Source organism: Bacteroides caecimuris (assembly GCF_001688725.2).
In the GTDB taxonomy this organism is placed as follows: Bacteria; Bacteroidota; Bacteroidia; order Bacteroidales; family Bacteroidaceae; genus Bacteroides; species Bacteroides caecimuris.
The window spans coordinates 1,517,577-1,532,598 of record NZ_CP015401.2 but is presented as its reverse complement, the minus strand read 5'-3'; the positions used below and the strand labels follow the sequence as shown (position 1 = coordinate 1,532,598).

The 15,022-nt window shown below is 42.5% G+C and carries 10 protein-coding genes; 8 read left to right on the top strand and 2 right to left on the bottom strand.

Features of this window, described 5'->3' with window-relative positions; all coding sequences use genetic code 11:
* Position 1: 1 nt before the first annotated feature.
* A complete protein-coding gene (locus tag A4V03_RS06505) occupies positions 2–895 on the bottom strand; it encodes an ABC transporter ATP-binding protein (protein ID WP_065538329.1) in 894 nt (297 codons plus the stop codon).
* A 1,004-nt stretch (positions 896–1,899) separates the two neighbouring features.
* On the opposite strand from A4V03_RS06505, the gene A4V03_RS06500 reads away from it, so the two are divergent.
* From A4V03_RS06500 to A4V03_RS06465, 8 genes are all read left to right on the top strand, one after another.
* The gene (locus tag A4V03_RS06500; protein WP_004306027.1) at positions 1,900–2,169 is read left to right on the top strand and encodes a hypothetical protein; all 270 of its coding nucleotides are present in this window, start codon (positions 1,900–1,902) and stop codon (positions 2,167–2,169) included.
* A 7-nt stretch (positions 2,170–2,176) separates the two neighbouring features.
* Entirely contained in the window at positions 2,177–2,731 is a 555-nt protein-coding gene (locus A4V03_RS06495; RefSeq protein WP_065538328.1) for a 1-acyl-sn-glycerol-3-phosphate acyltransferase, read from the top strand.
* 37 nt (positions 2,732–2,768) lie between these two features.
* Complete coding sequence (locus A4V03_RS06490; protein WP_065538327.1) at positions 2,769–3,545, top strand: amidohydrolase; 777 nt, start codon at positions 2,769–2,771, stop codon at positions 3,543–3,545.
* Positions 3,546–3,693: 148 nt separating this feature from the next.
* Positions 3,694–5,685 carry a glucosamine-6-phosphate deaminase gene (locus A4V03_RS06485; protein ID WP_065538326.1) on the top strand — a complete coding sequence of 664 codons (1,992 nt, stop codon included), beginning with the start codon at positions 3,694–3,696 and terminating at the stop codon, positions 5,683–5,685.
* 217 nt (positions 5,686–5,902) lie between these two features.
* Complete coding sequence (locus A4V03_RS06480; RefSeq protein WP_065538325.1) at positions 5,903–8,812, top strand: golvesin C-terminal-like domain-containing protein; 2,910 nt, start codon at positions 5,903–5,905, stop codon at positions 8,810–8,812.
* Positions 8,813–8,891: 79 nt separating this feature from the next.
* A complete protein-coding gene (locus A4V03_RS06475) occupies positions 8,892–9,209 on the top strand; it encodes a hypothetical protein (protein ID WP_004312597.1) in 318 nt (105 codons plus the stop codon).
* Complete coding sequence (locus A4V03_RS06470; RefSeq protein WP_065538324.1) at positions 9,209–9,433, top strand: sulfurtransferase TusA family protein; 225 nt, start codon at positions 9,209–9,211, stop codon at positions 9,431–9,433. Before A4V03_RS06475 ends, A4V03_RS06470 begins: the two co-directional genes overlap by 1 nt.
* A 106-nt stretch (positions 9,434–9,539) precedes the next feature.
* Positions 9,540–11,426: a YgiQ family radical SAM protein gene (locus A4V03_RS06465; RefSeq protein ID WP_065538323.1), complete on the top strand. Its 1,887-nt coding sequence runs from the start codon at positions 9,540–9,542 to the stop codon at positions 11,424–11,426.
* A 171-nt stretch (positions 11,427–11,597) separates the two neighbouring features.
* Here A4V03_RS06465 and mfd read toward each other — a convergent pair whose 3' ends face one another.
* The gene (gene mfd, locus A4V03_RS06460) at positions 11,598–14,972 is read right to left on the bottom strand and encodes a transcription-repair coupling factor (protein WP_065538322.1); all 3,375 of its coding nucleotides are present in this window, start codon (positions 14,970–14,972) and stop codon (positions 11,598–11,600) included.
* Between the last annotated feature and the right edge of the window lie 50 nt (positions 14,973–15,022).

Here is a 15,022-nt window from a genome sequence, read left to right as displayed (position 1 = left end):
TTTAGTCGTTCATCCAAAGGTTCAATTGATTCTCCATATAATATACATAAGCATGTTCAAGATTAGGAGAAAATGGCTCTGCTTCGTATCCCTCCACACTATCGGCAACCACCTGTACCTCCCAGGCTGCCCCCGACGGAATAGTAGATATGACCGGATATTTTTTATCGATCTCATGCAATTGGTCACCACCGGCCCTGATTCGCCATACCTTACCTTCGGCTTTCTTCAACATATCTTGCGGGGAACCATAGAAAGAGACTTCTCCCCGATTCATCAACGCCATATTATTACAGGTACTTGAAATATCCCCAACAATATGAGTAGATAAGATGATTGTTACGTCATTCTCGCTAACTTCAGAAAGAAGATTACGGAAACGGATGCGCTCCTCTGGATCAAGTCCGGTAGTAGGTTCATCTACGATGATTACTTTGGGGTGGTGTATCAATGCCTGTGCAATTCCCAACCGCCGTTTCATACCTCCTGATAATTTGTTGGCATATCGTTCCCGGACATCAAACAACCCCACATTTTCAAGCATTTCATCTACAGCCTGCTTTCGTTGTCTGTTTTGAGTCATTCCCGACAAGCGAGCTGCATAGTCCAGAAATTCATACGTTTTATATTTGGCGAAAAAACGAAAATCTTGAGGTAGATATCCCAATATACCACGGATTTCTTTTCGCTGTTTCATCAAATCGTAACCACAAATTTCGACTTGTCCGGAAGTCGGCTCCATTAATGCAACCAAGATACGCATTAAAGTAGATTTGCCGGCACCGTTGGGTCCCAATAAACCAAACATCCCTGCAGGGATTTCCAGATTGATGTTTTTCAATGCATGATTCCCGTTTGGATATATCTTATTGAGATTTCTAATAGTTATGCTCATGACATATTGTTAGCCCTATGTTATTTTGGCTGATAAAGATAAGCCTTATTTACATTATAAGAGAGACAATTGCAAACATTAACTTATATTAGCAGTCTAACGAAAGGAAACGAAAAATCATTTCAATGCAAAAGAGGAAACCGCTTCACAGTGTCCTCCTCCTTCTATACTCTATATGAACATGCTCCAAAAGGGTTTATTGAAAAAAAAGGAGTACATTCAAAAGGGTTTTATCTCAAATTGAATAATCAAAAACTGATTATACTGCTATCAACTAGACTCCATGGGTACAAAAGTTTATTGTATACATTAACTTCCCGTTTCCAAACGGGGAACTGTCGTTTCCCCGCAGAGACACCACCATTTCTCCATACAGTCACCCCAATTATCCCATAGCTTTACATAAATTTCCTTGATTATATAACGTATTGCAGATACTTTATCTACAACCTATCTGCAACAGTATATGCCACGTTCCAACTATTTATTAACTAGTATATTACATGCGTTTCGTTGCAGGTGGCAGATGTTTTTATACTTTTCAAGGTTCTTCGTCAAATTTGGTGGTAAGTTTTTCTCCGTTCATTTAGCCAATTCGGTTAGTGCCTATATTTTCTTATGAAAGTAAGTAAAAAGAGACAATTATTAACTTGGAAATAAAGAGATAAAGAACTTACCACCAAATTTGACGAAAACCCTTTTCAACTTTATAGTAGGAAAAAATTTCATTCATTTCCGTGCAGAAACGAACACGATTCACCACATTTATTCTATATATTTTAAAATATCAGATGTAACAAGTAAATCACATAAGTAGTATTCAGGATGACAATCGAACCTGTTATTCCATCAATAATAGCCTGCAAAATTATTTAAATGAAGGGATATAGTTAAGAAGATGAAGACCTGAATAATGTTTTTCCCCATATAATTCGCTAAAATCAAAGAAAGTGCCTATCTTTACCGCAAGTATTTTTTATTATTCACCATTAAATGTAAAGATTATGGCAAGTAGAAGAGAACTCAAAAAGAACGTAAACTATATTGCAGGAGAATTATTCACCGAGTGTTTAATCAACAGTATGTTCATCCCTGGCACAGACAAGGTAAAAGCAGATGAACTGATGGCAGAGGTACTGAAGATGCAGGATGAGTTTGTCACTCGCATCAGCCACACAGAACCAGGCAACGTGAAAGGTTTTTATAAGAAATTCCGTGCTGATTTTAATGCAAAGGTAAACGAGATTATTGAAGCTATAGGAAAATTGAACTAACAACAGAATGAAAAAAGCAATTTATAGCTTTATCTATTACCGTCTGTTAGGGTGGAAGACAAACGTTACGGTGCCTAATTATGATAAATGTGTGATATGTGCCGCTCCACACACAACAAACCTTGATTTATTTATTGGAAAACTATTTTATGGTGCTATAGGCCGTAAGACAAGTTTCATGATGAAAAAAGAATGGTTTTTCTTTCCGCTTGGAATTTTTTTCAAAGCAGTTGGCGGAATTCCCGTCGACCGCAGTCGAAAAACTTCGCTAGTAGATCAGATGGTTCATAAATTTGCCGAATATAAAAAGTTTAATTTGGCTATCACCCCCGAAGGAACCCGTAAAGCGAATCCAAACTGGAAAAAAGGCTTTTATTTTATAGCCTTGAATGCTCAGATTCCGATCGTGCTGATTGGTATTGATTACAGCAAGAAAACGATTTCGGCAACGAAAGCTATCATGCCGTCAGGAGATATTAATAAGGACATGAGAGAAATCAAACTTTATTTCAAGGATTTCAAAGGAAAACATCCGGAGAATTTTGCTCTTGGAGAAATATGATTGAAGTATTAGGTATCAAGTATAATACTTAGTTATCATGGAGTCTATCCGTATTTCTATCATACAAACCGATATTGTTTGGGAAAATAAACAAGAAAATCTCCGTTTGCTCCACGAAAAGCTGCAAAGTCTTTGTGGAATAACGGAGATTGTTGTTTTACCGGAGATGTTTTCTACCGGATTTAGTATGCAGAGCAAAATACTGGCAGAGCCAAATTCCGGGGAAACCATTACAACACTCAAACAATGGGCTGCCAAATTCCAGCTAGCCATTTGCGGAAGCTATATAGCAACAGAAAACGAACAGTTTTATAACCGTGCGTTCTTTCTGACACCGGAAGGAGAAGAGTTCTATTATGACAAACGGCATCTGTTTCGTATGGGACGGGAAGCCGAACATTTTTCGGCTGGTGATAAACGACTTATCATCCCCTATCACGGATGGCATATCTGCCTGCTAGTTTGCTATGACCTTCGTTTTCCTGTATGGAGCCGAAACATAGGCAACGAGTACGACCTTTTAATATATGTAGCCAACTGGCCTATCCCCCGCCGCCTGGCTTGGGATACTCTACTCCGGGCACGCGCTTTAGAAAATCAATGCTATGTATGCGGTGTCAACAGAGTAGGTACAGACGGGTACCAACTTTCATATAATGGAGGAAGTAAAGTCTATTCCGCTTTCGGAGAAGAAATCGGCTCATTCCCAGATGAAAAGGAAGGAATAACGACGGTCAGACTAAATCTGACTACTCTCAACCAGTTCAGAGAGAAGTTCCCGGTATGGAAAGATGCAGATGAATTTCATCTGTAACATTTGCCAAATAACAAATGTTAAAAACAGATTCATATAGCAACAATACCTAGAACTCGGTAATTAATTATATAGACTTCTTTTGTATCTTTGTCGTGAAAATACAGTCGTAAGGACGCTAATCTTACATAACTTAATTAACAACTTTATGAAAACAAATCTTAGTTCTCAAATCAGTCTCCACCGGGTCTCCCCCAAATACTACAGACCGGAGAATGCATTTGAAAAATCAGTCTTGACAAGACTCGAAAAAATCCCTACGGACATCTACGAATCCGCAGAAGAAGGTGCTAATTATATTGCTCGCGAAATAGCACAAACCATCCGCGAAAAACAAAAAGCAGGACGCTTCTGCGTATTGGCACTCCCCGGAGGTGATTCGCCCAGCCACGTATATACCGAACTCATCCGCATGCATAAGGAAGAAGGTCTTAGCTTCCGCAATGTGATCGTATTTAACATGTATGAATATTATCCGTTGGCTCCCGATGCAATCAACAGTAACTTCAACGCTTTGAAGAGTATGTTATTGGATCACATTGATATTGACAAACAGAATATATTCACTCCCGACGGAAGCATTGCCAAAGATACCATCTTCGAATATTGCCGTCTGTACGAACAACGCATTGAAAGCTTCGGAGGTATTGATATTGCCTTGTTGGGCATTGGTCGTGTAGGTAACATCGCGTTCAACGAACCGGGTTCCCGACTGAATTCTACCACTCGTCTGATCTTGTTGGATAATGCCTCACGCAATGAAGCATCCAAGATTTTCGGAACGCTGGATAATACGCCGATCAGTTCTATTACAATGGGTGTATCCACTATCCTTGGTGCAAAGAAGATTTATCTGCTTGCATGGGGAGAAAACAAAGCAGCTATGATTAAAGAATGTGTGGAAGGTGCGATCACTGACACTATTCCGGCTTCTTATCTGCAAACTCACAACAACGCACATGTAGCTCTTGATCTTTCAGCAGCTACGAACTTAACACGTATCCAACGTCCGTGGCTGGTAACTTCTTGCGAATGGAATGATAAACTAATCCGTAGTGCCATCGTTTGGTTATGTCAGTTGACCGGCAAACCGATTCTGAAGTTGACTAATAAAGACTATAACGAAAACGGTTTGAGTGAACTTCTAGCACTTTATGGTTCTGCGTACAATGTAAACATCAAAATCTTCAATGATTTACAGCACACCATTACCGGATGGCCGGGTGGCAAACCTAATGCTGATGACACTTACCGCCCGGAACGTGCAAAACCGTATCCGAAACGTGTAATCATCTTCTCTCCGCATCCGGATGATGACGTTATTTCGATGGGTGGTACGCTTCGTCGCTTGGTAGAACAAAAACATGAAGTACACGTAGCTTACGAAACTTCCGGCAATATCGCCGTTGGCGACGAAGAAGTAGTTCGTTTCATGCATTTCATCAACGGATTCAACCAGCTCTTCAATAACAGCGCAGATCAGGTTATCAATGAGAAATATGCAGAAATACGTAATTTCTTGAAAGAGAAGAAAGATGGTGATATGGACAGCCGTGACATTCTGACTATCAAAGGTCTGATTCGTCGTGGTGAAGCCCGTACGGCCTGCACTTATAACAATATACCATTGGAACGATGCCACTTCCTCGACTTGCCGTTCTATGAAACAGGTAAGATTCAGAAAAACCCGATCAGTGAAGCAGACGTGGAAATCGTACGCAACTTGCTTCGTGAAGTGAAACCTCATCAGATTTTCGTTGCAGGTGACTTGGCCGACCCGCACGGAACACACCGTGTATGTACGGACGCCGTATTCGCAGCCGTTGATCTTGAAAAAGAAGAAGGTGCGAAATGGCTGAAAGACTGCCGTATCTGGATGTACCGTGGCGCGTGGGCTGAATGGGAAATCGAAAATATTGAAATGGCAGTGCCCATCAGTCCGGAAGAACTTCGTGCAAAACGTAACTCTATTCTGAAACATCAGTCGCAAATGGAAAGCGCTCCGTTCCTAGGCAATGATGAACGGCTGTTCTGGCAACGTAGCGAAGACCGCAACCGTGGCACAGCTACTTTGTATGATAAGTTAGGACTGGCTTCTTACGAAGCAATGGAAGCATTTGTAGAATACGTTCCTTTATAAGAATAATATTCTTAATTAAGAGAATATAAAACAATGAAAGAAGAGCGGGAAGTTTCGATACTTCTCGCTCTTTTTTTGTTATTTTTGCGATAGAATTCACCACAGAGGAAAGGAGGACACGGAGGTTAAATCTATGAAGCGATATAAAATGGTTGTTCATAATAACTCTGTGTCCTCCTTTCCTCTGTGGTGAAAATGAGAACAAAAGCATTGAATAATGAAAAAGATAATAGTATTTCTTCTATGCCTTACTGTAAGTGCTAATTTTCTTTTCGCTCAAGATATTGAAGGAAATGTGAAAAAACGGCTGACGGATTATTTCAACAAATATATCGCAACAGCCAAAATCAGCACTCCAAAACTGGACAGTTTCGATATAAATTATAATCGTAAGACGATTGCAATCTATGCATCGGAAAGTTTCGCCTATCAGCCTTTCCGTCCGGAAACTGTAAAAAACATTTATAATCAAGTTAAAGAACTGCTTCCGGGACCTGTTCATTATTACCAACTCACCATTTATGCGGATGGAAACCCTATTGAGGATTTGGTTCCTAATTTCTACCGGAATAAGAAAAAGGATAAGGAACGGTTATCTTTAAATGTAGATTATAAAGGAGCTCCTTGGGTGAAAAACATTTCACGCCCCAATGAAATTTCACGCGGACTGCAAGACCGTCATATCGCAATCTGGCAAAGCCACGGCAACTACTTCAAAAATGATAAAAACGAATGGGGATGGCAACGCCCTCGATTATTCTGCACCACGGAAGATATGTTCACTCAATCTTTCGTTCTTCCATACGTGATTCCCATGTTGGAGAATGCAGGAGCGATTGTTTACACTCCCCGTGAACGGGATACACAGAAGAATGAGATCATTGTAGATAATGACACTCCCAACACTTCCCTTTATCTGGAAGTGGGTAGTAAAAAAGCTAATTGGACAAATGCCCCGGTAAGAGGATTTGCTCAAAAGAAAACAATCTATAAAGATGGAGAAAATCCTTTCACCGACGGAACCTGCCGTTTCATACCAACCGAAAGAAAGAAAAAGAAGAATAAAGACCAGGTATTTGCCGAATGGGTACCTACTCTACCGGCAACAGGCAAGTATGCCGTTTATGTTTCTTATCAGACACTCCCCAATAGTGTAAGCGACGCCAAATATCTGGTATTCCATAACGGAGGAGTAACCGAATTTAAAGTTAATCAGAAAATTGGTGGAGGTACATGGGTTTACCTCGGAACGTTTGAATTCGATAAAGGAAACAACGACTACGGCATGGTGGTACTTAGCAACGAAAGCAGCGAACAAGGAGTTGTATGCGCCGATGCAGTACGTTTTGGAGGTGGAATGGGAAACATTGCCCGTGGAGGAAAAACCAGCGGGCTACCCCGTTACTTGGAAGGAGCACGCTACTCTGCGCAATGGGCGGGAATGCCATACGAAGTATATGCAGGACGCAAAGGTGAAAACGACTATACAGACGACATCAACACACGTTCCAACGCTATCAACTATTTGTCGGGCAGTTCTGTCTACAACCCGCAACAATCGGGTTTAGGCGTACCTTTGGAAATGACTATGGCGTTGCACAGTGATGCCGGATGCAGCAAAATAGATGAGTTTATCGGATCGCTCGGTATCTATACCACCGATTTCAATAATGGAAAGCTGAATACAGGAACAGACCGGTATGCATCACGTGACTTAGCCGATATTCTGCTCACACAGATTCAAAAAGATATTTATTCAAGTTACAGTATCCCTTGGACACGCCGCAGTATGTGGAACCGGAATTACAGTGAAACACGTCTCCCGGCTACGCCTTCTACGATTATCGAACTGCTCTCCCATCAGAACTTCGCAGATATGCAGTTAGGACATGATCCGAACTTCAAGTTTACAGTGGGACGAGCTATTTACAAAGGTATTTTGCAGTTCATTACCAGCCAGCATGATAAAGAATATATAGTTCAGCCCCTGCCAGTCAGCAATTTCGCCATTCAATTCGGAAAGAAAAAGAATACGCTGGAACTTTCATGGAAAGGTGAAGATGATCCGCAAGAACCAACTGCACGTCCACGGGAATACATCGTATATACACGCATCGGTTATGGAGGCTTTGACAATGGAACCTTAGTCAGCAAAACGTCCCACACCGTGAAAATAGAACCAGGACTCGTTTATTCATTCAAAGTGACTGCCGTAAACCGCGGCGGGGAAAGTTTTCCCTCCGAAATCCTTTCCGCTTATAAAGCCAAACGCGAACAAGAAAAGGTAATTATCATCAATGGCTTTGACAGAATCAGCGGTCCGGCGGTCGTTAATACTTCTGATAAAGCAGGATTCGATTTATCACAAGATCCCGGAGTTCCGTATATATCAAACATTTCGTTTTGCGGAGCACAAACAGACTTCGACCGTACACAAGCCGGAAAAGAAGGAAAAGGCAGCCTGGGACATAGCGGAAACGAGTTAGAAGGAATGAAAATAGCAGGGAACACATTCGATTATCCTTTCATTCATGGAAAAGCGATTCAGGCAGCCGGCAAATATAGTTTTGTGTCATGCAGTGACGAAGCGGTAGAAAACGGATTGGTTACGTTAGAAGATTATCCGGTGGTAGATTATATCCTGGGACTGGAAAAAGAAGATCCCGCAAATAAAGCGTACTACAAGACATTCTCCTCGGCTATGCAACGAATTATGACCAGTTATTGTCAGTCGGGAGGTAATCTATTTGTCAGCGGTGCTTATGTAGGAAGCGATATGAGTGGTACACAAGGTAACCGGGAGTTTACAGAGAAAATACTGAAATATGGTTATCAAAGTAGCCTGACGGACAAGAGTGTAAATCTGATAAATGGATTGGGGTGCACAATCACGATCCCGCGTCTGCCCAATGAGAACAGTTATGCGGTTCCTGCAGCAGATTACATCGTTCCTGTAGACACTGCTTTCCCTGTATTTACGTATGTCCCCGGCAATCAGAGCGCAGGTATCGCTTACAAAGGAAACTACCGCACTTTTGTATTAGGCTTTCCTTTCGAAAGCATTCAGTCGGAAGCGGATCGGGCAACCATCATGGCAGGCATCCTGGGATTCTTTACTCAAAAATAAAAAATATCCTTTTTTTTAATCCGTTTCTCATTTTAAATTCTATCTTTGCTACTATAATAACCTTTAAAACTAAAAAACAATGTATACTATACAAGCAAACCCTAGCGGTACACGCAGCATAGAAGTATCTAATGAGAACTTGAGAACGATTGAGAAATATGCTCTGTTCCGTCATCTTATCGACAGTACCGGTATTGTAGATGAAGCAGTTCTGGATAAGTTGAAACTAAATATCCGCTCCCTTATCGCTAGTCAGGAAGAAGACAGTAAAGACTTGCTGGACCTTTGTATCGACGTGATTTATCACAATAATATGAAGGCATTCGGTCTGCAACAGCTCATCAAGCTCTATCTTACCTGGCTTTCCAACACGGAAGCGGAAGAAGAGGAGGAATAATGATTACGGTAGATACCTGCGGAATAACAGCATACAGTCCGCTGATTCCTGCAATAAAAGCAATGTGTACTGCCTCTCCGGGAGAAACGATAGAGATTATCATGAACCATGCTGACGCGTTTCAGGATCTAAAGGAATATCTGTCCGAGCAAGGTATCGGTTTTCGTGAAATCTATGGTGGAGAACAAATGACATTACAGTTCACAATCAATGGGAAGTTTTAAAAAAACATCTCAATGATTGAAGCAAAACATCCCGATAATCGAAGTTAAACATCTCAATGAATAAAAAAACATTGGGATGTTTTTTTATTATCCGTATCTTTGCAGCATGAAAGAATATCGATTGACTGACTGGTTACCTACTACCAAGAAAGAAGTAGAACTTCGCGGATGGAATGAATTGGATGTCATTCTATTCAGTGCTGATGCATACGTGGATCACCCTTCTTTTGGTGCTGCCGTTATTGGACGGATTCTTGAAGCGGAAGGTTTGAAAATAGCCATTGTCCCCCAGCCCAACTGGCGCGACGACCTGCGTGACTTCAAGAAGTTGGGACGCCCACGGCTATTCTTCGGCATTTCCGGTGGATGCATGGATTCGATGGTAAATAAATACACTGCCAATAAACGATTACGCAGTGAAGATGCATATACCCCGGACGGCCGTCCGGATATGCGTCCGGAATATCCTTCCACGGTCTATAGCCAGATACTAAAGAAACTTTATCCGGATGTTCCCGTAGTTATCGGAGGAATCGAAGCTAGTTTAAGACGGTTAAGTCATTACGATTATTGGCAAGACAAAATGCAAAAGAGCATTTTGTGCGACAGCGGTGCCGACCTGCTCATTTACGGAATGGGAGAAAAGCCACTTCCAGACTTGGTGAAGAATATGAAAAGTCTGCTTACTGTCGAAGAGCCAATACTGACAAGCAATAAATTCAGAACAATCATCGGATCAGTTCCTCAAACAGCCTATCTTTGTCGTGCAACAGAATGGACCTCTGCTGAAGATGACCTTTCACTTTATTCGCACGAAGAATGTTTGGCAGATAAAAAGAAACAGGCAAGCAATTTCCGGCATATCGAAGAAGAATCTAACAAATATTCGGCTTCCCGAATCACGCAAGCTGTCGGAAACAAGATAGTAGTAGTCAATCCTCCATATCCTCCGATGAGCCAGGAAGATCTTGATCGTTCGTTTGATTTACCATATACCCGGCTGCCTCATCCTAAATATAAAGGAAAGCGGATTCCGGCTTATGACATGATTAAGTTTTCCATCAACATTCACCGGGGATGTTTCGGCGGTTGTGCCTTCTGCACCATTTCCGCTCATCAGGGAAAGTTTATCGTCAGCCGTAGCAAAGAGTCTATACTAAAAGAGGTGAAAGAGGTCATTCAGTTGCCCGATTTCAAAGGATATTTAAGCGATTTGGGTGGTCCTTCCGCTAATATGTATCAGATGAAAGGAAAAGACGAAGCTATTTGCAAGAAGTGCAAACGACCGTCATGTATCCATCCGAAAGTTTGTCCGAATCTAAATACCGACCATCGCCCCCTACTGGATATTTACCGTGCAGTAGACGCCTTGCCCGGAATAAAAAAATCGTTTATCGGTAGCGGAGTACGCTATGACCTGTTACTTCATCAAAGTAAAGATGAAGCGATCAACCGCAGCACTGCCGAGTATACCCGTGAATTGATTGTCAATCACGTAAGTGGTCGGCTGAAAGTAGCTCCGGAGCATACCAGTGACCGGGTATTATCTGTAATGCGCAAACCTTCTTTCAAGCAATTTGAAACATTCAAGAGGATATTTGACCGTATCAACCGGGAAGAGAATCTACGTCAACAACTGATTCCGTATTTCATTTCCTCGCATCCCGGATGCAAAGAAGAAGATATGGCGGAACTTGCCGTTATCACTAAACGTCTGGACTTCCATTTGGAACAAGTGCAGGACTTCACTCCTACTCCGATGACGGTTGCTACCGAAGCTTGGTATACCGGATTCCATCCATACACATTAGAACCGATATTCAGTGCTAAAACCCAACGGGAGAAACTCGCCCAACGGCAGTTTTTCTTCTGGTATAAGCCGGAAGAAAGGAGAAATATCATCAATGAGTTGAAACGTATCGGACGTTCTGATCTGATAGACAAATTATACGGAAAAGGAAAGGACACGGAAAGAGGGAAAGGAAAAAGATAGAGTGAAATTTCAAATTAGGGATTAGACACAGATTACGCGGATTATACGTTTTTTAAGTTGCACAGCTATATTTATCCGCATAATCCGTGTCTAAAAAATATATTCCTTTCCGTAGGTTTTTACTCTAATTCAATTACTGATTCACATCATTACCATGCATAAACCACTCATTTATTCTTCTTTCACCGGCAACGCCACAATCTCCTGCAACACGCTGACTGCCGTCTCCACATTAGTAACATTCTTAATCAACATACTCCGTCTGCCATTTTGCTCACGCAGATCACAGCGCCGGGTATACTTCATCATATAGTCTATCACTTTACCGAAAGCCTTACTTTGATAGAACGGACTATCCGGATTGGAAACAAAGAACAAGGTCATTCGTCCGCCTTTCAGGAAAATCTTCTCTGCTCCCAGACGTGCTGCGAGACGGCGGAGAGGTACAATACGCAACAACTCCTGCGTTTCAGGCGGAACCGGACCGAAGCGGTCTTCCAAGCGGGAGCGGAAAGCCTCCACATCCTTGTCCAATGTCAGTCCATCGAGTTCACGATAAAGCAACATACGTTCGCTGCTGCCGGTTACGTAGTTGGCCGGCAATAAAAGTTCGAGGTCACTTTCTACCTGACACTCATCTACAAACTCTTCTCCACTGATTTGTCCTTCACCTTTTATTTCATCAGCATACAGTTCTGCAAATTCATCTGTTTTCAACTCACGGACAGCTTCGGTCAGAATCTTCTGATATGTCTCATATCCCAAATCAGCAACAAAACCACTTTGCTCAGCTCCAAGCAAATTCCCGGCTCCACGAATGTCCAAATCCTGCATGGCAATATGAATACCACTTCCCAAATCACTAAAATTCTCAATCGCTTGAAGACGTCGTTTCCCTTCGGTGGTCAAACTGCTCAACGGAGGAGCCAACAGATAACAGAATGCTTTCTTGTTACTACGCCCTACCCGTCCACGCATCTGGTGAAGATCACTCAAACCGAAGTTTTGCGCCTGATTAATAATGATGGTATTTGCATTCGGAATATCGATACCACTTTCGATGATTGTGGTTGCCAAGAGCACGTCATAGTCATAGTTGACAAAATCCAGAATAATTTTCTCCAGTTCTGCCGGTTCCATCTGCCCGTGTCCGATTACTACACGGCAATCCGGAATATGGCGCTCGATCATTGCTTTCAGTTCCGGCAAGTTCGCAATCCGGTTATTGACGAAAAAGACCTGTCCGTTGCGGCTCATCTCAAAATTGATGGCATCCGTTATCACTTCTTCATTAAAAGTATGCACTTCGGTCTGAATCGGATAGCGGTTGGGCGGCGGAGTGGAAATCACGCTCAAATCACGCGCGCCCATCAACGAAAATTGAAGGGTACGGGGAATCGGAGTAGCAGTCATTGTCAGTGTATCTACATTCACCTTCAACTGACGCAGCTTTTCTTTTACGGAAACTCCGAATTTCTGTTCTTCGTCAACAATCAGCAGTCCCAAGTCTTTAAACTGAACATCCTTGCCTAAGATACGGTGAGTTCCTATCAGAATACCGACATCTCCATCCTTCAGTCCTTTCAATACAGCTTTGGTTTGTGCGGCAGTACGTGCGCGGCTTAAATATTCCACCCGGCATGGCAGTCCTTTCAGACGTTCGCGGAATGTCTGGAAATGCTGGTAAGCAAGCACCGTTGTCGGAACCAGAACGGCTACCTGCTTATTATCGGCAACGGCTTTGAAAGCGGCACGAATCGCAACTTCTGTTTTTCCAAATCCTACATCTCCACAGACCAGGCGGTCCATCGGGCGGTCACTTTCCATATCTGCTTTGACATCAATCGTCGCCTTACTCTGATCCGGAGTATCTTCATAAATAAAGGATGCTTCCAACTCACGCTGCAAGAAACTATCGGGGCTATAAGAGAACCCTTTTTCCTGACGACGCTGCGAATACAATTTTATCAAATCGCGGGCAATATCCTTGATTTTACTCTTCGTACGTTCTTTCAGTTTCTCCCATGCCCCTGTACCTAATTTATTAAGTCGGGGAGCCTCTCCCTCCTTACCTTTGTATTTGGAAACTTTATGCAGTGAATGAATGGAAACGAACACTACATCTTCATTCTGAAACACCAGCTTCAAAACCTCCTGCGTAGTATCACCATTCGGTATACGCACCAAACCGGAAAAACGCCCGATACCATGATCGGTATGCACCACATAATCCCCCGGAGTAAACTGGTTCAGTTCTTTTAAGGACAGTGCCACTTTTCCCGAACGGGCTTTATCACTTTTCAGATTATATTTATGGAAACGGTCAAACAGCTGATGATCTGTGAAGATACAAAGCCGTAGTGTGTTATCTATAAATCCTTCGTGTATGGTACGCTCTACGGGAGTAAAATTAATCTGATCGCCCCGGTCTTCAAAAATAGCCTTGATACGATCTGTCTGCTTCATACTGTCACTACAGATATATAGCGAATAACCTTTTTCCAAATAATCTTTGAAGGAAGAAGCTACCAAATCGAAATTCTTATGAAAGATGGGTTGGGCAGATGTATTGAAAGTAACACTGGCATTCGGCGTTCCGGTTGGTTTGTTCCCAAATTCCAACCGGCGGAAATCGAGTGCACGTGCAGTAAACTCGCTGCCGTCTATCAATTTTCCCTCCAATGTAATGCCTCCATTCTCTTCGGCTTCCTGGACAGCTATTGCCTGGGGAGTCAACGCCTCGTCATGCACCACCTGGATTCGTTCACGCAACCAAAGAAAATCGCGCATTGCCAAAGCTGTATCTTTCGGGATAAAATCCAGAAAGGAAGTTGTCACGTCTCCCGTCACTGCTAAATCGGGCACAATGGACACTCCACTTTTCTTCTCGCGGGATAATTGGGACTCCACTTCAAAGGTACGGATACTTTCTACTTCATCGCCAAAGAAGTCGATACGATAAGGATATTCCGAAGCAAAAGAGAAAACGTCGATAATGCTGCCGCGAACGGCATATTGCCCCGGTTCATATACATAGTCTACGTATTCGAAACCATAACTATGCAACACATCCGTGATAAAAGCGGTGTCCACTTTCTCCCCAACATTCAGTTTCAGGGTTTTGTCACTCAATTCCTTTCGGGACACCACCTTCTCCGCCAACGCATCCGGATACGTGACGATGCACAATCCTTCCTCTCCCTTTTGCAAGCGGCTCAATACTTCCGTACGCAGAATCTCATTCGCTGCGTCTTTTTGTCCATATTTAATAGAGCGACGGAAGGAAGACGGAAAAAACAGCACCTTTTCCGTGCCCAATATCTGCGTCAAGTCATGATAAAAATAGCCGGCTTCTTCAAGGTCGCCTAAAATAAAGACAAACGGGCAGCCACCCTCTTGCACCAATACGGAAGAAAAAAGAGAAGCGGCGGACGCGCATAGTCCACCACAAAAGATAGTTTGAGCGGAAGTGTCCTTCAACAAGCGCTTCATTACTGCCATATTGGGGTGGGCGGCATATTGCCGTTGCAATTCAGTTATTGTCATACCTCATTCAAAAAATTACGCGCAAAAGTACAAAAAAAATCCAAACCGTT